This window comes from Paenibacillus sp. GCM10028914 (assembly GCF_042666275.1).
Lineage (GTDB): Bacteria > Bacillota > Bacilli > Paenibacillales > Paenibacillaceae > Paenibacillus_AQ.
In genome coordinates, this window is sequence record NZ_JBHTFO010000008.1 from 335,874 (window position 1) to 361,967 (window position 26,094).

Annotated in this window: 20 protein-coding genes and 1 pseudogene; 7 read left to right on the forward strand and 14 right to left on the reverse strand. The window is 41.3% G+C overall.

Annotated features, from left to right (window positions below):
• Positions 1-45: 45 nt before the first annotated feature.
• Positions 46-1,752 carry a putative bifunctional diguanylate cyclase/phosphodiesterase gene (locus tag ACFQV5_RS07965; protein ID WP_379245404.1) on the reverse strand — a complete coding sequence of 569 codons (1,707 nt, stop codon included), beginning with the start codon at positions 1,750-1,752 and terminating at the stop codon, positions 46-48.
• Positions 1,753-2,146: 394 nt separating this feature from the next.
• Complete coding sequence (locus ACFQV5_RS07970) at positions 2,147-4,432, reverse strand: helix-turn-helix domain-containing protein (protein ID WP_379245406.1); 2,286 nt, start codon at positions 4,430-4,432, stop codon at positions 2,147-2,149.
• Positions 4,433-4,767: 335 nt separating this feature from the next.
• On the opposite strand from ACFQV5_RS07970, the gene ACFQV5_RS07975 reads away from it, so the two are divergent.
• The 4 genes from ACFQV5_RS07975 to ACFQV5_RS07990 all read left to right on the forward strand — a co-directional run bounded on the left by ACFQV5_RS07975 (position 4,768) and on the right by ACFQV5_RS07990 (position 10,263).
• Positions 4,768-5,706 carry an ABC transporter permease gene (locus ACFQV5_RS07975; protein ID WP_379245690.1) on the forward strand — a complete coding sequence of 313 codons (939 nt, stop codon included), beginning with the start codon at positions 4,768-4,770 and terminating at the stop codon, positions 5,704-5,706.
• 18 nt (positions 5,707-5,724) lie between these two features.
• Positions 5,725-6,606 (forward strand): carbohydrate ABC transporter permease, encoded by an 882-nt coding sequence (locus tag ACFQV5_RS07980; protein ID WP_379245408.1) that lies wholly within the window; start codon positions 5,725-5,727, stop codon positions 6,604-6,606.
• A gap of 35 nt (positions 6,607-6,641) precedes the next feature.
• Positions 6,642-8,261 carry an extracellular solute-binding protein gene (locus tag ACFQV5_RS07985; protein WP_379245410.1) on the forward strand — a complete coding sequence of 540 codons (1,620 nt, stop codon included), beginning with the start codon at positions 6,642-6,644 and terminating at the stop codon, positions 8,259-8,261.
• A 232-nt stretch (positions 8,262-8,493) separates the two neighbouring features.
• On the forward strand, positions 8,494-10,263 hold the full coding sequence (locus tag ACFQV5_RS07990; protein WP_379245412.1) for a flavocytochrome c: 1,770 nt from the start codon (positions 8,494-8,496) through the stop codon (positions 10,261-10,263).
• A gap of 59 nt (positions 10,264-10,322) precedes the next feature.
• On the opposite strand, the gene ACFQV5_RS07995 is transcribed toward ACFQV5_RS07990, so the two are convergent.
• From ACFQV5_RS07995 to ACFQV5_RS08015, 5 genes are all read right to left on the reverse strand, one after another.
• A complete protein-coding gene (locus ACFQV5_RS07995; RefSeq protein WP_379245414.1) occupies positions 10,323-12,035 on the reverse strand; it encodes a cache domain-containing sensor histidine kinase in 1,713 nt (570 codons plus the stop codon).
• 20 nt (positions 12,036-12,055) lie between these two features.
• Positions 12,056-12,829 carry a response regulator transcription factor gene (locus tag ACFQV5_RS08000; protein WP_379245416.1) on the reverse strand — a complete coding sequence of 258 codons (774 nt, stop codon included), beginning with the start codon at positions 12,827-12,829 and terminating at the stop codon, positions 12,056-12,058.
• Positions 12,830-12,931: 102 nt separating this feature from the next.
• Complete coding sequence (gene msrB / locus ACFQV5_RS08005; RefSeq protein WP_379245418.1) at positions 12,932-14,041, reverse strand: peptide-methionine (R)-S-oxide reductase MsrB; 1,110 nt, start codon at positions 14,039-14,041, stop codon at positions 12,932-12,934.
• A 19-nt stretch (positions 14,042-14,060) separates the two neighbouring features.
• Positions 14,061-14,588 (reverse strand): TlpA family protein disulfide reductase, encoded by a 528-nt coding sequence (locus ACFQV5_RS08010; protein ID WP_379245421.1) that lies wholly within the window; start codon positions 14,586-14,588, stop codon positions 14,061-14,063.
• An 11-nt stretch (positions 14,589-14,599) separates the two neighbouring features.
• Positions 14,600-15,316, reverse strand: a complete 717-nt coding sequence (locus ACFQV5_RS08015) for a cytochrome c biogenesis CcdA family protein (protein WP_379245423.1) — start codon at positions 15,314-15,316, stop codon at positions 14,600-14,602.
• Between the two features lie 298 nt (positions 15,317-15,614).
• On the opposite strand from ACFQV5_RS08015, the gene bsh reads away from it, so the two are divergent.
• Complete coding sequence (gene bsh, locus ACFQV5_RS08020; protein WP_379245425.1) at positions 15,615-16,604, forward strand: choloylglycine hydrolase; 990 nt, start codon at positions 15,615-15,617, stop codon at positions 16,602-16,604.
• Between the two features lie 66 nt (positions 16,605-16,670).
• On the opposite strand, the gene ACFQV5_RS08025 is transcribed toward bsh, so the two are convergent.
• The gene (locus ACFQV5_RS08025) at positions 16,671-18,317 is read right to left on the reverse strand and encodes an alpha-L-fucosidase (protein WP_379245427.1); all 1,647 of its coding nucleotides are present in this window, start codon (positions 18,315-18,317) and stop codon (positions 16,671-16,673) included.
• Positions 18,318-18,546: 229 nt separating this feature from the next.
• Here ACFQV5_RS08025 and ACFQV5_RS08030 point away from each other — a divergent pair.
• Positions 18,547-18,801: pseudogene (locus ACFQV5_RS08030) on the forward strand (MarR family winged helix-turn-helix transcriptional regulator); the annotation flags it as partial.
• 61 nt (positions 18,802-18,862) lie between these two features.
• Entirely contained in the window at positions 18,863-19,465 is a 603-nt protein-coding gene (locus tag ACFQV5_RS08035) for an NADPH-dependent FMN reductase (protein WP_379245429.1), read from the forward strand.
• A gap of 88 nt (positions 19,466-19,553) precedes the next feature.
• Here ACFQV5_RS08035 and ACFQV5_RS08040 read toward each other — a convergent pair whose 3' ends face one another.
• From ACFQV5_RS08040 to ACFQV5_RS08065, 6 genes are all read right to left on the reverse strand, one after another.
• A complete protein-coding gene (locus ACFQV5_RS08040; protein WP_379245431.1) occupies positions 19,554-20,183 on the reverse strand; it encodes a hypothetical protein in 630 nt (209 codons plus the stop codon).
• A gap of 326 nt (positions 20,184-20,509) precedes the next feature.
• Complete coding sequence (locus tag ACFQV5_RS08045) at positions 20,510-21,283, reverse strand: ABC transporter permease (RefSeq protein WP_379245433.1); 774 nt, start codon at positions 21,281-21,283, stop codon at positions 20,510-20,512.
• Positions 21,255-22,244 carry an ABC transporter ATP-binding protein gene (locus ACFQV5_RS08050; protein ID WP_379245692.1) on the reverse strand — a complete coding sequence of 330 codons (990 nt, stop codon included), beginning with the start codon at positions 22,242-22,244 and terminating at the stop codon, positions 21,255-21,257. The genes ACFQV5_RS08045 and ACFQV5_RS08050 overlap by 29 nt, the downstream gene beginning before the upstream one ends.
• 244 nt (positions 22,245-22,488) lie before the next feature.
• Complete coding sequence (locus ACFQV5_RS08055; protein WP_379245435.1) at positions 22,489-24,558, reverse strand: carbohydrate-binding domain-containing protein; 2,070 nt, start codon at positions 24,556-24,558, stop codon at positions 22,489-22,491.
• A 23-nt stretch (positions 24,559-24,581) separates the two neighbouring features.
• Positions 24,582-25,259, reverse strand: a complete 678-nt coding sequence (locus ACFQV5_RS08060) for a DUF4956 domain-containing protein (protein ID WP_379245437.1) — start codon at positions 25,257-25,259, stop codon at positions 24,582-24,584.
• Positions 25,252-25,992 carry a polyphosphate polymerase domain-containing protein gene (locus tag ACFQV5_RS08065; RefSeq protein WP_379245439.1) on the reverse strand — a complete coding sequence of 247 codons (741 nt, stop codon included), beginning with the start codon at positions 25,990-25,992 and terminating at the stop codon, positions 25,252-25,254. The genes ACFQV5_RS08060 and ACFQV5_RS08065 overlap by 8 nt, the downstream gene beginning before the upstream one ends.
• Positions 25,993-26,094 lie beyond the last annotated feature (102 nt).

The following is a 26,094-nucleotide window of genomic DNA, read 5'->3' on the forward strand; positions in this document are numbered from 1 at the left end:
AATTCTGTTGTACAAATCCAGTATGAAGTCTGATTATAAGATCATCTACAGAAGCTGCTTGAAGTCTTCCATTGGCTTCGGTTTAGAAAATACATAACCTTGTATATAGTCACAGCCTAATCTTTTGAGCATTTCAACCTGTTCTCGTTCTTCGACACCCTCTGCAACAGTTTCCATAGAAAGTACCTTTGCCATCGATATAACGCTGCTTATAACAGATTCAGCCCGCTCACGGTCTTGCACCGAGTTATGAAAAAATACTTTGTCTAGCTTTAATGTGTCTACAGGAATCGCTTTAATAAGATTTAGTGAAGAATAGCCACTTCCAAAATCATCGACGGAGCAACTAAATCCGGCTTTACGAATTTCCTCAATTATTTGGATAAAATGCTTATTATCTAAAAATAGGCTTTCTGTCAGTTCAATTTCAATCAAATTTTCAGGAACGTTATAGGATTTAGCGATTTTAATATACTCTTTAAAAAAATCAGGCTTCTTAAAATGAGTACGTGAGCAGTTAATCGATATTTTAATCAGTTCTTTTTCTTCATCAAGCCAAGCACGAATCATTCGGCATACTTCTTCAAAGACCCATAAGTCGAGTTGAATAATAAAGCCGTTTTTCTCGAATAACGGAATAAATTCATCCGGAGAAATCATTCCTTCTAACTCACTGATCCAACGAGTCAACGCTTCTGCCCCAGTCATACGTTCATCTGGCAAGCGGTATTTGGGTTGTAAATAAACCTGAAATTCACCTTTCTTCAGGGCATCTTCCGCCATGTCTTCAAGCTGCTTTTCACGTAATAACTGAAGGCGCATTTGATCATTATATAAAGCATATCGAAACCTGGTATTGTGGACAGCTACAGCTTCACGAAGGGCGATCTTTGCCCTGGTAATCATTTGTGGGAGAGGAACTGTATGATTTTCAACAATATAAACGCCAAATTCCATTTCTCGTATCATCCAATGGGAAGGCTTATAGTCTTCGACACTTTGTTTAGTATGTATATACCAATTATCAAATCGAGCAAGTAAATCCCGATTGTTATGATATTCAAGTAACACACAAAAGTTATCAGCTGTTACTCTTCCTATGATTTCCTTGTTTGTGAGATTAGCATGAATACTCTCATAAAGAGCATGAAGTATGCGATCACAATTAAGATGACCGAGCTGCTCATTAATCACCTTGAAATTTCGGATGTTTATATACACTAATGCATATTGTTTTTGAATGGGTGACATAAGAACTTCTTTCGCGAGCTTAGAGAAGCCTTCAAGGGTGTTGCCTCCTGTAATAGGATCAACATATGCTATGTTCTCCAGTTCAAACCTGTGAAGTCGCTGAGATCGCAGCAACATTAACAATAGTGTAAAGAAAATAAGAATAATACCACAGAAAATGAACACGATTTCGTTATTGTCTAGTATTACACCCTCTATCGGGGAGGCTAAAATAACGGTTTTTTGATTGTCGATGGTGTGCAGTGTAGACAGTGACTGTTCTTTATTCAGAATCGTGTCTTGAAGATAAGTGTCTCCCTGAAATGAAATCGTTTGGCCATTTGTTATATGGCCTAAGCCATTCGCTTCGACTAATATGATATTCTGGAAATCCCAATGATTTCTATAGCTATCTATAGTGGTATACAGATCATGAATTGACTCTACACTTTTATTTTTTATAGAGGTTGCCATTATATCCAAGAGGTTATACTGATCCTCTAAGACTCGATGTATGTTCATACTGTTTCGACTTGAAATTTCTTGCAGATGGCCGCTACCTTCCACTTGTATAGTTTCTTGCAAGTATTGGTAGTACTGATAACTGAAAATCGCTAAAATCAGACATACTAAAAAGGCCCCGGATATGGATCTCCAGAAGCTTCTTTCTTTATATATGAGATTCATAGCTGTTCCCTTTCTATTTAAATAATTTTATATTGTAATACAAATTTCATAAATTGTGTTTGTCTGATTTATTAAAACTTTAAATGTAAATAGAAGATGTTTTTTATAGCGATATGAATATTCCAATAACGACAAATAGAAACACCTTCTACTTGAAGAACAGGTACGGTATACCTGTAATCATTCAATGAGAAGGTGTTTTTATTATGGAAAAATGAGTTGAGTACTCTTACATGCTTATTCTGTACTCCTGAATCACATGCTGCTTGCGGTAGGCGCCTGGTGTCATATGGGTCACTTTCTTGAATGAACGGTTAAACGATGTAATATTCTGGTATCCGACGAGCTGACTGATCTCATTCACGTTCATCCCTGTTGTAATGAGCAACTCACATGCTTTGGACATACGGATACCTTGCAGATGATCGCTGAAATTCATACCGGTCTTCTCTTTGATATAAGCAGAGAGATAAGCGCTGGATAAATTCAGCTTGTCGGAAAGGTAGTCGAGCGACAGGTCCTCCATATACTTATGCTGAATAATTTCGAAAAACATAGTAATGATAGGCTCTTGCACTGAAGATTGTCGTTTTCTTACAAGCGTGCATGCGGCCGAGACAAACGGATAGAAGCCTTGGCGATACTCCGCAAGTGTATGGCAATCCTGTATCCCATCCATCCACAGCCGCAGTGCCGGATAACCATCTTCACCCGGCAACAGTTCCTTAGCGGTCTCCATAAATCTGATAGCAATCAAATCTACAAACTCTCTAAACTGCTGTATTCCCGCACCTTGCTCATAAAATTGCACCATTAGCTCTTCGACCAGATCCATGCAGCGTTCCTCATTACCTGACTGCAGAGCATGATTCAGAGGGGCAGAAGGGATTGCGGGGATATCAGGCAGTTCTCGCTCCTCAAACAGAATCTGGGTTTCTTCAGCCAGATAGCCCTGCGATGAGAGTGTGCGCAGACGATGATAAGCTTCATTAAATCCGAAGGCATCAGCGACGAGCGGACTTACGCATACATTTACAAGATAATGTTCATGGTCTGTATCAAAGGTTTTCTTAATCCGGTCAAGAAGCAGTCCTAGATCCTGGGATGAGGCACCCTTCAATACCGAAATGATTTCATCTCTTTCCATCTGGAATGTATGCGTATCTTTTACCGATTCAGAGGAAATCAGATGGATATGTTCCAGCAAATGACGAATAACGCGATTTTTGTCCTCTTGCACATGTGTTCCTGCATTGCGAAAACGAATGTCATAATAAACAATATGATATCGCCCTGTACTGTTCAGAAAATCAGACCATTCATTAATGTCGGTATTGATGTTTTTAAGCTGGTTCATATAAGTATAGCTTTGGAGAGCAGCATTCTGATCCTTCAATCTTTCGACGATGCTCTCTTTTTCTTTTTGCAGCTGATTTATTTGTTTTTGTATAAGCTCATACTCCCATATCTGGCCGCGGGCGTCATGTTTATCTGATCTCATAGTTTCATTAATTCCAACAGATGTACGATCAAGCAGGCTTGAGAGCATTTGCTTCACAGGAGAATGAAGTCTTCTGCTCAAGATAATGGCAGCGATTATAGCTGCAGCTAATGAAAGCACAAACACAAAGAGCAAAGCCTTGGAGAGCTGCTGTAGCTGAACCGTAATTTGAGTGTCCGGTGCAGAAGTTATGTAGGTCAATCCGTTACTTCCGATCGTCTTGAAAAAATAAGCACCATCCTGCTTCACCATCGACTGGTTATTGCTGAAAAGGGGAATTTGATCAGATGTGAAGTCTTCATCCATACTGTAAAGAATGTTCCCTCTCTTATCCATCAAAACCAAATTCCCTTGCTCAGCCGTTCCGAAAAATGCGTTTGCCGCCTGCTCGATATCAATCATGGCCACAAGCTGATATGAGGTATCCGGATATTTAAAGATGTAAGGCATAAGCTGCTTGGATTCAAGATCTCTGGCGGCAAGCTGGAATGACCTGACTTGCAAAATGCTGAAGGCATCCTCATCATCAAGCTGTTCCTTCCAGAAGGGAAGCGAATAGTTCATATTGTGATAAAAATGTTCAAACATATACTCGTGACTGCTGCTGCCGCTTTTGCCAAAAGCCAAGTCAGTTTCTTCAAAATGGACAATCACGTCCTGGACCATAAATAAAGGATTATAAGCTTCTTTGCGGATATTCTCGATAACTTCCTTTGCCTTCAGATAATTCGCCCCGTCAGGACCATATCTGTTCAGCTCACTATTGAAGCTGATCAGATCCGGATCGTGATACAAATCAAACAACAGTATCTGAATCCTTTCAAAATATTGGGCAAACCGCTCCGCTGTATTCTCCGTCTGAGTTTGACTGCTTCGAACCATTTCCTGTTCAAGACCACTTCGATACATTTTATAGATAAGTACATAGAAACACCCAAACAACAAGATGAGGGAAAGAAAGCTCACGAAGATTTTAAAGTACAGAGTACGCTTTTGTGATTGGATCCACTTCATAAGGCCTTCATCTCCTAACTTTACTGTTCTCTCGTAAAACGAACCGAATCTTTAATCTGCTTATTGTAGCAAGACCGTATTAACGGGCAGGAGTTCTCTTGTAAACCTGATGTAAAACGTAAGTATGTATTTTTTAAGATTATACTGTTTTTTTAAGAAAAAATGTTCATTTTTGTAAAGATCGGAAGAGATGTCTATTATCCAAAGAACGGTAAATACCCAATCAATGAAGGCTCTTATACCATGTGAGATGTAAGCGAGGAAAGATAAAGTTGTCATCACAGAAAACAAGAGGGGGTGTAGGTATCGGGAAGGATATTTTAACCGAGCCTTTGGTGTCAGATCGAAAGGAACAGGCAAAATGGAAGCGAAGACTCACAATACGATCCTGGACGAAAAACTGGGAGCTCTATCTGTTGTTTCTGCCTGTAATTGCTTACTTCGTTATCTTTCACTATATTCCGATGTATGGTGTACAAATTGCCTTCAAGAATTTTATGGCTAACAAAGGGATACTTGAGAGTCCTTGGGTAGGGTTTCAGCACTTCGAACGTTTTTTTGATAGCTTCTATTTTTGGCGGATCATTGAAAATACACTTGGCATAGGCATATACGAATTGATTGTCGGTTTTCCTATTCCTATTATCCTGGCGCTGATGATTAATGAGCTGCGGACAGGGAAGTTCCGAAAGTTCGTACAAACCGTAACGTACATGCCGCATTTTCTATCCATTATTGTCATGGTAGGGATGATCATGATGTTCTTGTCTCCGGTATCAGGACTCGTCAATGGTGTGATCTCATTTTTCGGCGGCGAGACGATTAGCTTTATGACAGAGCCCGGATGGTTCAAGAGCATCTATGTATGGTCAGGTGTATGGCAAACGATGGGTTGGAGCTCCATTATTTATATCGCGGCTTTAGCAGGGATTGATCCACAGCTTCACGAAGCCGCCAGGGTGGACGGAGCCTCGCGCCTTCAAAGAATATGGCATATTAATATTCCGGGTATTGCCCCAACCATTATCGTGCTACTTATTCTAAACATGGGCTCGATTCTTGGTGTCGGCTTTGAGAAAGTGTTTCTCATGCAAAACAATTTGAACATGGAAAGCTCTGATGTGATCTCCACCAATGTATACCGCAGCGGCATACTCGGTGCACAGTACAGCTTCTCTGCCGCAGTAGGCCTGTTTAATTCAATCATTAATTTCATCATGTTGATTACCGTTAACCGGATTGCGAGAAAAGTCAGCTCAAGCAGTCTATGGTAGAAAGGAGGCATGCAAGACATGGCGGAAAGCCGGGGAGACCGATTGGTCATGGCATCTATCTATATATTTCTCGGAATCATCTCTCTCATTGTCTTATATCCGATTTACTTCGTAACGATTGCCTCGCTTAGCAATCCGGAGGATGTCATGCTCGGAAAAGTATGGCTATGGCCGACGAATCTTTCCTTTGTCGGTTATGAGCGGATATTCGAGAATAATGAGCTGATGCAGGGATATTTGAATACGATTCTTTACACTTTCTTTGGTACGGCACTGAATGTCCTTATGACCATAGCTGCAGCCTACCCGCTGTCGCGTAAGGATTTTAGAGGCCGGAGCGTATTTACGATCATGATTGTGTTTACGATGTTTTTCAGCGGAGGAATGATTCCATCCTACCTGCTTATTAAAGATCTAGGGATGCTGGATACCTTTTGGAGCATGATCCTGCCGGCAGCAGTGTCCGTATGGAACATTCTCATTATGAGAACCTTCTTTCAAAGCTCGATTCCAAAAGAACTGCAGGAAGCAGCCTTTCTAGACGGGTGTTCAAATATGAAGCTGCTTGTCCGAATTGTACTTCCTCTATCCGGCCCGGTACTTGCCGTAATGGTTTTATTTTATGCTGTCGGACACTGGAACAGTTATTTCAATGCTTTGATTTATCTGGCCGACAGGGACAAATATCCTCTCCAGCTGTTCTTACGTGAAATTCTAATTCAAGATCAAATGCAGAATATGGTGGAGCTCGGTAGTGATACGTATTCCAAAAGCTTGATGGAAGTTGAGGCGATTAAATATGCAGCTGTCATCGTGACTAATCTGCCCATGCTCCTTCTATACCCGTTTCTGCAAAAGTATTTCATTAAAGGCGTGATGATCGGTGCAATCAAAGGCTAATGATCGTTCAATAAAAATGAGGAGTGAACTAACGTATGTGGAAAAAATGGGGTAGTCTTTCTTTGTCGATCGTTATTGCAGCAAGCTTGATGGCAGGCTGCAACTCTGAAGGCGGTAAAGCTGCTAGTGAGAACAGCAGTCCGGAGGCGGCTTCTAATTTAAATGAGACGGGAATGCCGATTGTGAATGAGAAGATAACACTAGATTTTTTCACGGGCAAATGGGCAGGTAACAGCAGTAATTATGATGAAGTGCTAGTGTGGAAGAAATATCAGGAGCTGTCGAACATCGATGTGAACTTTAATCTGGTACCTTTTGAAACGTTGACGGAAAAACGTAATCTGGCTTTAGCGGGAGGCGACTATCCCGATGTCTTTTACTCCGCTCGAGTAGGGTCTGCAGAGCTGACTCGCTATGGTCCGCAAGGGGTATTTATTCCGCTGAATGATCTGATTGACAAGTATGCACCTAACTTCAAGAAGCTGATGGAGGAGCATCCTGGTATCCGAAAGGGACTCACGATGCCGGATGGCAACATCTATTCCCTGCCTTCCTTCTATGATCCCAATTTCTTATCAATGCTGATTGGTACACCTTTATGGATTAATGAAGACTGGCTGAAGCAGCTGAATATGAAAGAACCTAAAACCATTGATGAATTCTACAACTATTTAAAAGCAGTCAAGGAAACCGATCTGAACGGGAACGGCAAGCAGGATGAGATTCCTTTTGGAGGTACAGGAATTACAGCCATCATCGACCAGATTAAAGGTGCCTGGGGCCTCGGTACGAAAGGGCTTGGCCATAAATTTGTCGACGTTGATCCGGATAAGAATGAGCTTCGCTTTACCAAGACGCTTCCTGAATACAAGGAAATGCTTCAGTTTATGAACAAGCTGTACAGCGAGGGGCTGCTGGATAAAGAAATATTTACGATTGAGAGCAGTGCGCTGAACGCCAAAGGACAGGCGGACCTGCTTGGATCGACGATCGTTCCGAATCCCGACACCGTTATGGGCAAGGATAATTATATGGGGCTCGGCGCGTTAGAAGGACCAAATGGTGATAAACTCTATTCCCATGTTAAAGTTCCGATGGTACACGTAGGAGCATTTGCAATTACAGATAAGAATGAGAACCCCGAGGCGACCATCCGCTTTATGGATCATTTTTACGGTCAGGAAGGTGCCACATTCTTTTTCATGGGTGAAGAAGGAACAACGTACAATAAAAATGCTGAGGGCGAGCTTGAATATATCGAAGAAATCACCAAAAATCCAGATGGACTCACAATGGACCAGGCTCTAACTAAATATTTTACTTGGACCGGCGGAAGCTATCCGGGTTATGTTAAAGCAGATTATTTCAAAGGTTCCGAAACATTGCCGAATTCAATGGAAGCTGCAGTAAAGGCTGAACCGGATGCGGTTGAAGATATTTGGTATAACTTTAATTTCACGAATGAAGAGACGGATTTCATGTCGTCTGTCGGTAAAGACATTCATGATTACATTGGTGAAATGGAGGCCAAATTCGTGAACGGAAGCGCTTCTTTTGATCAATGGGATGCGTACATAGACACGATCAATAAAATGGGGCTCGAAGAGTATATGAAAATCTATCAAGCTGCCTACGCGCGCTATAATGCAAGCTGAGAAAAGCCGATGGATTTTCTGAAATTCGTCATAAATGAATGAATAATATTCACATTAAAAATTGAACGAAGGATGATATAAAAAAATTTTTTATATCATCTTTTTTTATTATTTAGTAGCTTGTATGGAAATTTTTTCGTCTCAGTGTGACAAAAGTTAATTACACCCCCACTTCTGATGTCCTACTATATTAAAGTCATCATGTGAAAATTTGCACAATGGGGGTAGAGAGATGAGAAAAAAAGGATTGTTTGGAATTCTAATCTTGGGACTGATCATGCTACTCGTTGTTGGCTGCGGTCAAGAAAAAACTGCGGACAAAGCCGAAGAAGCAGGTAAGTTTACACCGGGAACCTACGAAGGCACTTCCTCCGGTCATGGCGGAGAAATTACTGCGAAAGTAACTGTATCCAAAGATACAATTGAGAAGATCGATATTTCAGCAGATAATGAAACTGGCAGTATTGGAGACGGGGCTATCTCCCAATTGACAGAAGAGATCATTAACACTCAGAGCTTAGCTGTCGATGCGGTTTCCGGGGCAAGTGAATCTAGTGCAGGTATACTAGAGGCAGTTACACTGGCGCTCGAAAAAGCTGGTGCAGACATTACGGCTTTAAAAGATGCAGCCAATAAATTAGCCGTTGAAGAGAAAAAACAAGAGGACATCACCGTAGATGTTGTCGTTGTAGGTTCAGGCGGAGCTGGTCTCTCGGCAGCCGTTGAAGCTAAAGAAGCAGGTAAATCTGTTGTTGTTCTCGAAAAAATGCCTATCATCGGCGGTAACACCAACCGAGCTACAGGCGGTATTAACGCAGCTGAAACGACCATTCAAGAAGAGAATGGAATTAAAGATTCAAAACAAACCTTCTATGATGACACGTTAAAAGGCGGACATGATAAAAATGATCCAGAATTACTCCAAACGTTAGTCGATAACGCACCTGAAGCTATTTATTGGTTGAATGATATGGGAGCTGGCATTTCCAGAGTTACTCTATCCGGTGGTGCGACAAATCCAAGAATACATACTCCTGCAGATGGCTCGCCAATCGGTCCTGTCGTTGTAAATGTGCTATCCAAGAAATTAGAAGAATTAGATGTTGATATCCTGTTAAACACAACTGCTAAAAAACTGATTGAAAAAGATGGTGTTGTTGTAGGCGTTGAAGCTGTTGATAAGAACGACAATCCATTTACCGTTAACGCAAAAGCAGTCATTCTGGCTACTGGTGGATTCGGTGCAAACAGTGAAATGGTAGAACAGTACCGTCCTGAATTAAAAGGCTTCTCCACAACGAACCATGCTGGTGCAACAGGTTCAGGTATTATTATGGCTCAAGAGGTTGGAGCAGATTTAATGCAGATTGAAGAAATTCAAATCCATCCTACTACAGATCCTGAGACTGGATATCTGTTTACTGAAGGGCTTCGTGGGGACGGTGCAATCCTAGTCAATAAAGAGGGTAAACGATTTACAGATGAATTGTTAACGCGTGACGTTGTATCCCAAAATATTTTGAAACAAACAGATAAAATGGCATATCTCATTGTGAATCAAGAAATGGCCGAGGAAAATGCATCTCTAGCAGGTTATATTAAAGATGGATATGCAACAAAGGGTGACGATTTAGCTAGCCTGGCTAAAGAAATCGGAATCGATGCGGCTACACTTGAAAGTACTTTGAAGACTTACACTCAAGCTGTTAAAAATGGTAAAGACGAAGAGTTTGGCAGAGACCATCTGACTCAAACCCTTGAAAATGGACCTTATTATGCAATCCCTGTAACTCCTGGTATTCACCATACGATGGGTGGATTGAAAATTGATACCCAAACACATGTCTTGAACAAAGAAGGAAAAGCTATCTCCGGCCTTTATGCAGCTGGTGAATTAACCGGTGGTGTTCACGGTGGTAACCGTATTGGCGGAAATGCGGTTGCGGACATCATTGTCTTTGGACGTATCGCAGGACAAACAGCAGCAAAAGAACTGAAATAATTATTCGTATACAAAAACTGCCCCACTAAGATCTTGGATCTTGTGGGGTAGTTTTCTTTTCATTCCATCGTTTTCGAGATGATAATCTGGGCAAGCGTACCACAGCTGGAACTCGACTTAATCGTCACACCGTATTCATTGCCATAATATAGTTTAATGCGCTCATCCACATTTTTAATTCCCACCCCGCCAAGCTTCGTCGTTTTACTAGCGATGCTCTGTTGCAGGGCATCTACATCAAATCCATCACCGTTATCTTGAATTGAAAATATAACCTTCTGTTCACTTGCCTCAGCACGGATTTCGATCAAGCCTTGACGATCTAATCCGCGAATACCGTGATAGAGCGCATTCTCCACGATCGGCTGCAAAATGATTTTCGGCATCTGTACCTGTAATAAAGAAGGATCGTAATCGATTGTATAGGTGAGCCTATCGCCATAACGTTCCTTTTGAATAAACAGATACTGCCGTACATGATCGAGTTCATTTTCCACCGTCGTAAGCTCACTCCCTCCGCTTAACGACAGACGGAAGAACTGTGCGAGTGCTTTCGTGATCTCGATCACCTTTTCACTGTCATTAAACTCTGCCATCCATACAATCGTATCGAGCGTATTATAAAGGAAGTGTGGATTGATCTGGCTATGAAGAGTACTGATCTCCGAGCGTCGTAAATCCTTTTCCTTGTCCGTAATTTCTTGCATCAGCTTCTTAATTTTCATTATCATGCTGTTAAAATGCCGTGAAAGACTTTGGGCTTCATAGCAACCCCTATCATCAATCGGTACTTCCACAAGCCCTTGTTCGATCTCTTGCATAGCCATCTCTAATTTGCGGAAAGGCGTTGTAATCCGTCCGGTAAAGATAACGACACTTACGGTCGCAATGACTAGAAATCCAAATCCGACGAGAATGAAAATAAAAAAGAGCTTGTCTTTGATCGCTGCAAGCTCATCCTGCGACGATACTCCTACATAGAGCCAATCGGCATTTTGTAAGGAATACGTATGCGTTAAGGTGTGCTTTTCAGCATCATAAGCAGCAGGATTATGGGCGATTTTCTGTAACGTTTGTTGCTTGTTCTCATTTTGGAAATAGGAAGGATCTGCATGATACACAACTTCGCCTTTTGCATTTAATATAAAGGAAAAGCCTGTATGTCCCAGATCTAAGTTCGCCAAATAATCCTCAATCACTTTGTACTGAACATCAATCAGGAGAACCCCGATATTCCTCCCCTGCTCATTTTTAATTTCACGACTGAGTGAAATTACCCAATTGTCTTTATCCATGCTAAAGCCTTGCATGCGCGCAGAGGTCAGAACTGGCATATTGCCACTATGAATGGCAGATACATACCAAGCTTCCTTCATCATATTGCCGGACATGCTCATCGAAAGGCCCGTTTCATTCGATATAATTTGTCCATCTTTACTCACAATGACAATCGACTCCATAAAAGAATCGGTAGCCATGGTCGTGTCAATCGTTGAGAGAATCTTTTCCTTCACTGCCGGATCGCGGTCCTTAACGGAAAGATAACCGACCAGTTGCGGATTTTCGGCGAGCATTCGTGACACGGCTTTAAGCCGGTCAATATATAGGTCAATATACATCCCGCTTTGCTCTACAGCATTTTCGGTATTCGTTGTCGCTTCTTTTTGAACAATGGATGAGATGCTCTGGTATAAGACCATCCCTATAACAAGGAGCGTCAGTACACTCGCGACTACATAGTGAAGGGCAATTTGAACACGCAGTTTTTTCAATACGTGGAATCGTGGCATGATCATCCCTGTTCTCTCGCTTTTTCGCGGAATTGGTTAGGAGAGAGCATGAACTTTCGTTTGAAGGAAGCGCTCAAATAATTCGGATCATCAAAACCGACTGCCGCAGCGATTTCATAAATTTTCATATGCGTACTTAGCAGCAAAATTTTTGCGCGCTCTAAGCGAATGGTCAGCATATATTCTTGAAATGTTTGACCATAAAGTCGTTTAAACAGACTACTAAGGTAAGATGTGCTTAGAGCAAGTTGCTTGGCTAAATACGATAACGAAAATTCAACATTGGCAATATTGTCTTCAATCTCTTGCTTAATTTTCGCTTTGTATCCCGTGTCATCTATGGCATCCGCATTCTTTTTCAAATCTTGGACAAGCCGTGAAACCTCTATGTCATTGTCTGCTTGTTGTCTTTTAGCAATAAGTTTTTGTAGCGTTTGCTGAATGTCTTTTTTAGAAACAGGCTTCAAGACATAATCGTCGACTCCCGCTTTTAAAGCAGTGACCGCGTAATCAAAATAATCGTAACCTGTAATAAGAGCGATCTTTACATTCGGTTTTAGTTCTTTTACGGCACTTGCAAAATCAAGACCGTTCATCTTTGGCATATTAATATCGGCTAAAATCAATTCGGGCTCATGTGCTTTGAATATTTCTAAAGCAGATTTCCCATTCGAGGCTTCAAACACTTCGGAGATCGACAACGCATCAAAATCAACAAATGAACGAATCCCTCGAATGATGATCGCTTCATCATCGACTAATAATAGTTTATACATGGCCCGCTCCCCTCCCCATCAGGTTCCCCGTTCAATCACAAAGAAAGATGGTTTGCACCACCTTTCTAATGCCTTACTTATATATATTGTACACAATTGTAGTTACTTTGTAAGATGCACCAAATATCCATAACCAGCTGCTCTCATGTCGGCTTGAGGGATAAAAGTAATCGCCGCGCTATTAATACAGTAACGCAATCCCCCTCGGTCGACTGGGCCATCATTAAATACATGACCTAAATGACTGTCTCCAACACGGCTTCTTACTTCTGTACGAATCATGTTATAGCTTGTATCTTCATATTCAAGTACCACGGCTGGGTCAATCGGTTGGGTGAAGCTTGGCCAGCCACACATCGAGTCATACTTATCGGCAGAGGAGAATAACGGCTCGCCTGTGACGACATCCACATAAATGCCTGGATCGTAATTATCCCAATATTCATTGGAATACGCTCTTTCGGTTCCTTTACCTTGTGTAACTTCATACTGTTCTTTCGTTAATTTCGCTTTAATTTCTTCATCGCTTGGTTTAGGGTAGAGCTTAGGGTCTATAAGGGTTGGAATTTCTTGATTCTCCAACGAGTCGAATTCCACGTGACAGTATCCATTTGGATTCTTCTCCAAGTAGTCTTGGTGGTATTCTTCAGCGAGCGAATAATTCTCTAAGGGCTCCACTTCGGTAACAATAGGATCATCATAGCGCTCTTGTTCTTTTGCAATGACTCGGTCAATTATCGCTCTATCTGCTTCATTCATATAATAAATACCTGTCCGGTACTGTTCGCCACGGTCATTTCCTTGTTGGTTAATCAGGGTTGGATCAATGATTTTAAAATAATACGTCAACAATTTCTCTAGATCAACACGAGCTGGATCATACTTAACATGCACGGTTTCGGCATGCCCTGTATTTTCACGAATTACTTGTTCATAGGTTGGGTTCTCCGTGTTTCCATTCGCGTAACCTGAAGTCACATCATAGACACCATACACGCGTTCCATATACGCCTCTACCCCCCAGAAGCAGCCGCCTGCCAGCCATATTTCCTCCAAATTATTCTCATCAAAAGCTAAGCCTTCATTGGGGTTATCAGGATATTTGGATTCTGCTTTTGCAGGCGCGGTCGAACCATTAGTGGCTTTTACCGTTCCACATCCTGCTAATACGATTACTAGACCAAGGAATAAAAACCATCCTATCTTCTTCATCCTCCGTCACATCCTTTCTTTATTCAATAGTTGCGAATTTTTCGATGATTTGTTCATTACCAACATGGCCCGGAAGGGTTTGAATCAGTTGACCACTTGCGTCTATATACGCGGAAGTTGGATAACCACGCACTTGAAATTGATCAGCAATTTTCCCCCCTTCATCTAGCAATACAGTCAGATCGGGCGCTTCTTCAACACCGTTAAACCATTTTTTAAAGGCTTCAGTATCTTTTTCATTCTTATAACCTGGAGCTACAATCGTTAAGACCACAAAATCCTTATCCTCTTTGGCAAGTGTATTCACTTCTTCTAGCCCAGCTAAACAAATGGAACACCATGACGCCCAGAACTTCACATATACTTTTTGCCCGGCATAATCCTTCAAGCTATGTGTTTTACCATCAAGGTCTGTTAACGTGAAGTCCGGCGCGCTTTTTGCCCCTGCTGTACTTCCTCCGTCTGATACTCTATTGCCTGATGAACAAGCTGAAAGAGCTATGACTATTAAAGTTGTAAGCCCGATGAGCATGATCTTCTTCACCATTTCTCTCTCCTTTACTGTGGAATAAGTGTTGTAAACCAATTTAAGTTATTCGTCATCAGGAATAGACCCATAATGATAATGATGATCCCACCAGCCACCTTCAATTTGCCCATGTACTGATTGATCTTTCTCACTTTGCGTAGCAATATATCTGAAAATATCGCCATGCCCAAGAAAGGAATAAGTAAGCCGAGGGCATAAATCAACATAAGAAAAGCTCCGTACGATGCTTGACCCTCACTTGCTGACAAACCTAATACAGCTCCTAAAATAGGACCGATACACGGCGTCCAGCCGATGCTAAAGGTAAAACCGAGTAAGTACGTACCGATCAAATCACGCTTACCGCTGCGATTCATTTGCACTTTTTTCTCACGGTTCAAGAAGGATACTTTAAATAAGCCAACTTGATGTAATCCGAGTAAAACTACGACGACACCACAGACGACGATAAACCATTTTGTATTAATGACAGCACCCAGAAACCCAGCGCCAAAACCTAATAGAATAAAGCTTGTTGATAACCCCGTTACAAAAATAATTGTTTTCATCACTAAATATGGGTTTACAAGAAACTTACCAAGTGTCCTGCCGTGACCCGCTTGGCCTTGTTCATTGGTTGACAGAATCGAAATATAAACCGGCAATAACGGTAATATACACGGGGAGAAAAAAGAAAGTAAACCGGCAACAAATACGGAGCTAAGTATAAGCTGTTCGATAGCCAATTAGGACACCTCCTCTTGCTTGTTACATTTATCATACGGGTTCTATCCATTTAACAACATAGAATGAGATTGCGTAATTCTTTGAAATGATCAGGTCTTTTGCTCTTATTGTGTAAGAAACACCCATTACATAATAAGAGGCTGTCCACCTATCGATACAATAGGAGCAGCCTCTATATTCAATTTTTTTCCTGAATCAAGTTACGGCCTTCAGTTTAATCCTTTGATGATCCTATAAATTAAATGATCCAGGGAATAATAACAGTAATCTGTTGTTTTATAAGGAAGGATGTATACGATGTGCACTGCATTAACTCTAACTAGTAAAGACGGTTTTCATTTTTTTGGTAGAAATATGGATATCGAATACAGCTTTAATCAATCCGTCATGTTCGTTCCAAGAAACTTTGAATGGGAAAATAACGTGAGCGGCGAGTCTAATAAAACAAAATACGCCCTCTTAGGCATGGGTACTTTAGTGGACAACCATCCACTCCTTGCAGACGGAATGAATGAAAAGGGTTTGGCATGTGCAGGGCTGAATTTCCTGGGGTTCGCTCATTATGAGGACCATAGTATAGATGGAAAAGTGAACTTGGCTCCTTACAATTTGATACTTTGGATATTATCCAACTTTGAATCTGTTTCAGAAGTTAAATCAGCTATAGAAGAAGTCAACCTGGTCAATAAAGCTTTTTCTTCCAGCTTACCTGTTCCTACTCTTCACTGGATGATTTATGACAAAAACGATGAAGCGATTGTAGTAGAAGTCACTGCTGAACGATTTGCTGTACTTGATAATAAGATTGGTGTGTTAACGAACCAGCCTACATTTGATTGGCATATCATCAATTTAAATCAATATATGGCGTTATCCCCTACTCAACCGGAAGTGACCACTTGGCATAAACAACAATTAGAACCGATTGGCAGTGGGCTGGGGTTAAAGGGATTACCGGGTGATTTCTACCCCTCTTCCAGATTTGTTAGATCCGCCTTTCTTAAGAGTCATGCAGCATTTTTGGATACAAAAGAATCTACGATTTCAGAATTTTTTCACATTCTCAATAATGTGGCTCCCATAGGCGGTTCGGTTATAACAAAGGACGGTAAAAACTTCGTCTCCTTATATTCGTCTTGCATGTGTCTTGAAGATGGAGTGTATTACTACACTACTTATAATAATAATCAGATTAATGCGATTGACATGTTTCATGAAAATTTGGATGGTCATGAGATCAAAGTATTCGAATATAAAGATACACAATCGATAAACTTCCAAAATTAATACGGATTTCACTCTTTCCTAGAACAAAAGGCCTGTCCTCATCTCGAGAACAGGCTTTCGTTCAAGTTACTTTCTTATTACCGCAGCAGACGAAAAGTCAATTCTCAAATCGTCCCCAACATGCGCCGGTTCTGCTAATGTAATCGTCATGGGTATAATTTCGTCAGCATGTACAGTGAATGGACCGATTGGGGATACAGATAATTCAGCCCCAGATACAACATGTTCTGTTTCACCAACAACCACTTTGTATTTACGGTTAGGATCCGCTTCCACTTCCAGTTGAACGAACACATAACCCGCTTCCTTTACAGCAAGGTAACTCGTTAAACGAACTTGCGTCTTTTTCATCGTAAAATAATGGCCTTCATCCGCATAGCCGCTGCCCGTATAAAGATTATCGGGTTGAACCTTCCAAACTCCGTCTGTCTCACTTACCGTATTTTTCGGAATCACATGAAGTTCTCCTTCGAAACTCACTCGAAACACGGGTAATACTTCATCTGCAGCTAGTTCAGGAAGATCGATAATCAGCTCTGTTCCTTTCGCATTATATGTAAGCGGCGCGGAGCTGCCGTCTTCCACAACTTCAGTTACGTTATTTGCTAAGCCAGACAATATTAACTTTCCATCTTCCGGCCAGTTCGTTACACATAAATATAAGCTTCCTTGGTCCGCAAGCACTTCTCCCCAGTCATGCTGGTCAAAGTAGGTTGCAGCAAGTTCTTCGGCAAATGCCGGATGACGCTGGATCCAGCTTCCGATTCCGCGCAATACTTCTGCTTCAAATTCAACGATCGAGCCATCTCCCCGTGGTCCGATATTTAAAAGATAGTTCCCGCCTCTTGCAAGAATACTCACTAAACTTTGGACAAGCTCCTTCGTTTTCCCCTCCAAATCCTCTCGTTTCTGCCAGCTTCGGTATCCCCAAGTAGAATGATAGATGGAAGCCGGTGTTTGCCATGCGCCATCAAGCGGAACAGAAGGGATTTCGTTATCACCTAATGTACGGAAGTCGCCGCCGTTATTCCAAATGCGGCTATTAATCATCGCTTCCGGTTGAAGTTCATGAACCAGACTTGCAAACTTTTGACTTTGCTCAAGCGTTGGTGCAGACATATCGAACCAAACTTCCGCAATCGGACCATAATTCGTTAATAACTCACGAAGCTGTCCTTCAATGATCGGTTCCATCGATTCTGGTATGGAGTTGCAGTTGTTACCATCAAATTCATGGCCCTGATGCCAGTCTACAAGGGAGAAATAGATACCAAATTTCAATCCATGATTTCGGCATTCTTCAGCTAGTAATTGGAGAGGATCTTTGCCGTATGGCGTTTTTTCTACAATATTATAATCAGTCGTTGCTGTGTTAAACATTGAAAATCCGTCATGATGCTTTGTCGTGATGACAATGTATTTCATCCCGGCATCTCTTGCAAGCTTGCAAATTTCGGCTGCATCAAATTGTTCAGCAGTAAATTTGTTCGCAACCTCTAAATAATCCTCTTCAGAGATATTAGCCCACATTTGAATTTGTTCGTTATAGCCTTTCGTTACCGGTTCACCGTTCCAGACTCCGCCTATTTCAGAATAAAGACCCCAGTGAATAAACATCCCATAGCGGAGACGCTGCCATTCAGCTATACGCTCACTTTCATGCAACGAAACAACACCTGGAATCGCTTTCAAGTTTTCAGTCCTATTAGCCATCGATGAATCCTCCTGAAGATGTAGTTTTTCTACTTGCTACTCCTATTGTAATATTACGACCTTCTGGCCCTGCTATATCATATTCGTGAACGAGTACATAGACCCCTTTATTATTCTCACCATACTCCGTTTGGGTTTTTTTACAAGATTGACAAGTCGCATTGTACGTGTTAAATTTATCTTAACTTCAAGATGTTTTATATAAAGATAGACGAGGGAGGGAAAGCGAATGACATTAGCTAACCATAAGTTAAAAGCAGTTACCGTTATACTTCGCGCCTCCCGAGCAATCCAAGAAGTTAATAAAAAAGATATTGCTACATATGGATTGAATCAAACTGAATTCGCTGTTATGGAATTGTTGTACCATAAAGGAGATCAACCCATACAAATTATCGGCAAAAAGATTCTTATTACAAGTGGCAGTATTACTTATGTAGTAGATAAGCTTGAGCAGAAGGAATTTGTTATTCGTAAATTTTGCGCAAGTATCTCTATTTAAAGATTTTTACAAACAAATCTATAAAAGAAGTTGAGGTATAACAATGAGTATTATTAAGAAATTATTCGAAAAAAACACTAATGAAGAGATAACAGGAGGAAATGAAATGATGAAGATCGGAATTATTCTAGGAAGCACACGTGACGGACGCGTTAGTCCACAAGTAGGTAAATGGGTAAAAGAAATCGCAGATCAGCGTGGAGATGCTGAATACGAAATCATTGATATCGCAGACTTCAAACTACCGCTATTGGGTGAAGCAAATGGCGATGCATCAGGCGCAGCAGCTTGGTCAGCTAAAATTAGTAGTATGGACGGATTCGTATTCGTGGTTCAAGAATACAATCACTCCATCACAGGTGCACTGAAGAATGCTCTGGATTACCTGCGCGAAGAGTGGAACAACAAAGCAGCTGGTATTGTTTCTTACGGTTCCGTGGGAGGCGCTCGTGCAGCAGAACATTTGCGCGGTATCTTGAGTGAACTACTTATTGCACATGTTCGCGTACACCCAGCATTGTCGCTGTTCACTGACTTCGAAAACGGTACAGTATTCAAGCCAGCTGAGGTTCAAGCAGCTTCTGTTAACCAAATGCTAGATCAAGTTATTCCTTGGACAGCTGCAATGAAAACTGTACGCAAGTAATTAAAAATGTAGTTTAATATGCTCCCCTAACGCTAGACAGGTGAAATCATAAAACCTGCTGGTGTAAGGGGAGCTTTTTATACCTTAATTAATGAGCATTGTTCTCTAGCACTCTTCGTATGGCATCACTATAGATTTCATCTAAATGCTCTGTAGTATATTTGAAATTATCCATACTCGAAATTTTTGAAATACCCATATCTACAAATTGACGGTCAAGCTTTTCAATCGTGAAATACTCATGTTCATCAATAAACCCTCCAGCTTCAGTTAATTTGATTTTCTTACCGTTTTCTAATTCAACAATATAGAAATAATCGCCCTTTGAATCTAAGCTCGGAAAAGATTGTTTCTTTCCATACACACCTGCATTGATCTGCACGATATCTTTGTAACTATACTCGCGCCCTTGCGGATAAAGAAATGAATAATCAATGATCTTATTATTAGTTATGACAGTCACAGAAGAGATGATAACGTACAGGAAGACCATATTGCTGGCAATAAATAAAGCAAGGATAGACTTTCTATGTCTTCTTAAAAACTTCACCTTTGAACGCCCTTCACTCCTCGTATCTTCCCTACCCTTAAGAAAAAGATAAAAACCGCCCCATGTAATGTATGGCAGTAATAAACTGATAAACCACTCCTGATTGTTAGAAGTCCATATCAAATAGTCTTTAGGGACAAACAACATTTCTTGAATGATCTGAAACAATAGATACGCCCCCAGAAGGAGGGCACCTAAAACAATAAACAAGAGAATAAATAAAAGAATACGGAGAATTCCTGAGATTAACTTTTTCAAAAATAAGTAGCTCCTTTTACATTGCCTAGCAATCAATTTCTCTAGATCGGATTCAGAATATGTAATTTTTGAAATATAGGCCATAAAGTATGACGCGATCAACCTTAGAAAGGTTGCTGATGAGTGGGTGCTTTTATAAAGAAGAAAGCAAGCAATATAAAAAGAGACCTGTTTTGAACAGATCCCTTCTCATTGTCTTATTTATGATAGATTTCCTCTAACAATTATTAATAATGCTAGTATTGCCCTAGCAGACCTTTCCTCATGGCTATTTTCTCGCAGCGATGGAATACAAAGAGCCCTGCAATTAAATATACCAGCGAATTTATGATTAAGACCGCATAGTCTGCCAGAGGCAGTTGTGTCAACGTCAGATCCTCGATCATTACCGTTCTTACCATATTCACTCCTTTGACGAACGGAGCAAATGCCAGAAACGGAGCTACGGTTAACGGAACAAATACAAGCCCCATCAGAACAAATTGAAAAATCTGTAGAAACGCTTGAATTTGCTTCACGATAATCGCTAGACCAGCGATCATAAAGCTGACACCCACCATACTTATCATCGTAATAATAATGATCGGAATCGTTGTCATCGGATTAAGACTCAGCCACTGACCGGAGGTTAGCATCGCAGCAAACAGTAAGATGATCATAATAACAGACTGTAAACCAAATTGTGCGATGATACGTGTAAGCATGATTTTCCACACACCCATAGGAGACATATATATCTGCTCTAATGTTCCGCGCGTCGCCTCGGTGATTACCGAAAACCCAATGAAATTCATCGTCATCATCGTCAAGCTCCAAAAGGCAACACTTACAATAGAATATTGAATATTCATGTCTAAGCTGGCCGGGTCACCAATAGACGTAATCCCAAAAAATGCAGCCAAAAATACAATATAAAACGTGAATACTAACGCAAATGTATTGGGTAGATAACGTTTCAACTCTATATATTCCTTACGGAAATTAGCATTCAACAAGTGTAGCAACTTCACGGGTCTTCCCTCCCTTTACAATCTGAATAAACACTTGCTCAAAATCGATGGTTGTTCGATCAATACTTTCAACTACGGTTCCTTCCTCTTTCAGGAGATCGAACAACTCATAAATATCCTGACTATGCTCTAGATTAACTTCCACTATGCTTTCATGTGAATCTGCTTTATATGTACTTAAAGGAAATAGGCTACGCAATTTATGCTCCTGCTCTAAGCTTAATTTCTCGCCTAATTTTATAGAATAAGCCCTTGTTTCAAACAACTTAAGTAAATTCTCCACTCGGTCGTCAATGACAACCTCACCTTTATTAATGATAATGGTACGATCACACAACTCCTGAACGACAGGCATATCATGCGAACTAATGATAATCGTGCGTTGTTCTTCTTTCACGATCTTCTTTAAAATTTCACGCAGTTCATAACTAATCTCGACATCCAAACCGAGAGTTGGTTCATCCAGTAAGATGACATCCGTATTCGCTAGCAGGGCTACAGCAATTGCCAGCTTTTGCTGCATCCCTCGGGACAATCCGTTAACCAGCTCATTTTCTTTTTCCTTAAGGTTAAACTGCTCTAACAATTTATCTGCTTGCTCGGCAACCTGCTTCCGAGAGTAACCCCGGTTACCCGCAAAATATTCTAGGTTTTCTCGAACCGTAAGACGCCAATATAAGTTCCGGTTCCCCTCTAAAACAGCACTAATATGCTCCAAAGCTTTCAGTCTCTTCTTAGTAATATCTAAGCCATTGATGTGTATAGAACCAGCATCCGCTTCTAACAAACCACAGAGCATTTTTATTGTTGATGTTTTCCCGGCACCATTGGGGCCTAATAAACCGACAACCTCTCCACGATTTACACTAAAAGAAACATCACGAACGGCATGGATCTTCTCCTTCGTTTTTCTTTTCCCATACACCTTACTAATACCCTGTACTTCAATAATTTTCTCCACCATATACCATCCTTTCCCGTGCGATATAAAAGTGATTCCATTATCACTTGGTGTATTTATTGTAGCATTTACCTCGATTTATATAACCAGCCTCAGATGGAGTCTTCCTCCGTCTGAGGACGGATAGGTGTCATTCATGAACAGCATATGATGTTTAACAAAATAGCCCTCTATGAAGACTTTGTTCTTCATAGAGGGCTATTGTTTGTTTTTCTCTTCTATATGATCGATATCGATTAACTAGTTAGTTGGAGTCTTTTTCTGTTCCTCGATTTCCTCCACCGCCGCCTGGACCTTGATTCATTCTACCCGCTGTTACTCCTGATTCATTCACCCAGGTCACATTGCTTGAGAGTGTAAAGGAAACTACTTCCGTTCCACCTGAATATTCTCCATCCGTATATAGTCCGTTCATTTCACTGCCAGTCGATGATCCTCCTGAGTAAAGGGTATAAGAACCTCCCTCCTTCAGATCTGGCGAACTAATCAATACAGATTGATAATCCTTAGATGGTGCAAAGGTCAGAACCTCATTGCCATCACTGTCTTCCAAATGTACCAAGGTTCCCGCCTGCTGGGTCTGGGAAAATGTCATATTAACCGAATATTGACTGGAATTATCCGACGGAGCCTGAGCCATGCCTGAACTTCCCGCAGTAATTAAGACTCCACCGTTTTGTTCAAAGCTGCCATCGAAATCGAGGGAACCATTACCGTTATTCGTTGGGCCATTCACAATGACTGTACCTCCGGACATCGAGATCGATCCGTTGGCATCCAATCCATCGCCCGAGGCATCAACTGTTAAAGTACCGCCACTAATCGTAAGCAAATGATCTCCAGTGCTATTAAATTTGTCTTGTCTATGCGTATCCTCAGTGGATGTGTCATCATTGCCTCCTGCAACATTCACCCCGTCATCAGAAGCGACTACGTTAGACACACCGCCAGATATAGAAATATTCGCACCTTCAATTCCTTCATAGCTCTTGGTAATATCAATCGCACCTCCGGATATAGCAACTAAGCTATCCGCATGAATACCATCATCGCCACTCGCAATTTGGAACTGCCCGTCCATTATGGAGACACTGCTATTGCTATGCACCGCATCATCTGCAGAATCGATAGTAAAATTACCGGCATGAACCGTAATATCTCCTCCAGCTTTCAATGCTTTTGCACTTGTTGATTCCGTTTCTGTTGTTACTTCTGTTGTTACTTCTGTTGCTCCTGTAGCTTCAGTTGGTTCAGTTGCTTCAGTTTCTGTTGCTGCTCCAGTTGTTCCGTTTGTTTCTGACTTTTTAGCTTTACCACCAGGCTCAGAAGGACGATTACCTCCCATTCCACGACGATCGCCTGGGTCGCCGCCCATCTTCACTTCACCGTTCTCACTACCTTCGCCTGTAACCATGTTATAAGAGCCATTATCGATTAGCAGAGAAGTCTCTGCTTGGATACCATCATTGCCGGCTGTAATATCATATGTTCCATCCGCAATCGCAATGAAGCCCTTGGAAGTATCTTCGTCATTGGAAGATTTCATACCATCGCCCGCAGCATTAATCACGAAATCCCCTGTTGCCACAGCTATCATATCTTTCCCTACAATACCGTCATCTGCTGCCTGAACCTCATACGTGCCTGACATCACTTTCAGATCATCTTTACTTACAATTCCGTCATTGTAGTTCGCTTCTACTTCTAGCTTACCTGTTCCGTTAATTGTCAGATCAGCCTTGCTAAATATTGCAGCACTTGGCTCATCTGTGGTGTCATCCGCGAACACATAGGTTGCTCCGTCCGACACTTTATTCTCTGTACCTTCTTCTAGCGTCATGACAACCTTACCCGCTTCCTGAATGTAGATCCCAGCACTGTCATTATCATGAATATCTACACCATTCAGCACCAATCTAACGAGTCCATCATCCTGATTATTCACGACAACTTGTCCATCGCTCAGCTCCCCGCTCAGCACATAGGTTCCCGCTGCCGTAATTGTCACGGACCCGTCCTTAGCTTCAGCTCCACTACCATCTACAGTCGCACTTGTTCCATTCAGTGTAATAGCTGTCGATTCGTCCGCAGTCCAAGCTGTAGCAGAATCATCTTCATCAAATGTAACGAGATCCGATAGCTTGACGCTCGCTTGTTGTACATTTGAGGTATCCGTGCTCTTCACCGTCGTTTCTACTGTAGATGTATTATCTTCAGTGGGTGTCGTCGTATCCGTGTTTGAGCTGCATGCCGTCACAAGAGCGGCGCACAGGAGTACAACCCCTAATTTACTAATCAATATATCATTTTTCATATTTCGTCATCCTTTCTATCATTTTAATAATCAGAAGTTGGACTCATCGTTAGCGAGAGATCCAGATTCCCATTTCGAGTGCGAATTGCATCAAGGAATTCCTTCTGATTCAGATCTTCATCCAGCGTAACCGTATATACCAGTTCGTATAAACTTCCAAGCTCTGTTGTTTTAATCTTTTTCAACTCATATCCGACGTTGTATCTCTTGAAAATTTCTGCGAAGGCCTGCTCATACCCCAGACTCTCTGGAATCGTCACTTTTAGTGTTTTCTGCATAGTTGATCTAACACCAAAGTTAGTACGACTAAGGATAATCATAAGCACACACAGAATAATGGTGAACAGAACCGCATACCCGAAAGCTCCAACGCCGCAGGCAAGTCCCGACGCCATGGTGAACAAGACAAAAGTAATGTCTTTAGGATCGCCAGGTGCACTTCTGAAACGAATGATGGAGAATGCTCCAGCAAGACTGAAGGCTCTTGCAATATTGCTGCCAATCAGCAGAATAATGATCGCTATGATCGTCGGCAGTAATACCATGGTGAGTGTAAAGCTTTGCGAATAACTACTAGGATTGGTCTTCATATAGGTCAAACTAATAATTCCACCAAGTACAATAGATAATAGAATGGTTATAATCGCATTGGTAAACGTTAGTTCTGTGCTCGTAGCAGCGGAAAATAATGAATCAAGCATATAGGACAGCTCCCTGTTGAATTTTATTTTTTAGCATTCTTTTGTACTCATTACCGTATTTAGAGAAACTTGTACGGTACATTTGATGTTCCGAGAGCATTTTAGCCAGCCACACCGGAATCGTCTTCTCTGCCTTCACTTCCATAAGCCACTGCCCGGGTTCTAACAGTAGCTCACCATAAGGACCGTGTTCCAGCTTAAGATCATATCGCCGACTTCGTATGTTCGTATCGAATGTAATCCGCAAATCACGATTGTTTTTACAGAACATCGCTTTGCGATCATAAGACAGATACACCTTAGGCTGTAGATCATATCGTGTTAAAAAGTATTTGATCTCCTCAATGACCTGCTTATTCATATACTCCTTGAATTCTGGTTCCACGCCCGTAGCGACGAAATCGTAAGCCTCATTTAATTTGAGAGAGGTTCTTCTTTTATTAACCAGACCAAATACCTTTTTCTTAATTTCCAGATACACTTTCGTATCTTGATTCGGAATTCCGTAAGCTCTTAAACGGAGTTTTTCCTTGTATTTGGGCTTCGCCAGACTATTCCGGATCAAGGAATCGTACTCCGTGTCATAATACAAGTTCGTAATGGAATAAAACTCATTTTTCTTGTTGTGAGCATCCGGCTCCATATATTCAAGTAAATCATTGTAAAGTTTATGGTAGGATGCATCATCGAACAAATATTTGTTCTCATATCGGTTGAAAACTTCTATAGCCATATGATTCAGATCCTTTCTTGTTTTAGTACCTCATGTTGGCTCACTTGCCTATGAACGTATCTTAGACCCCAAACCTTTAATGAATCTTAAATGGTTTTACAC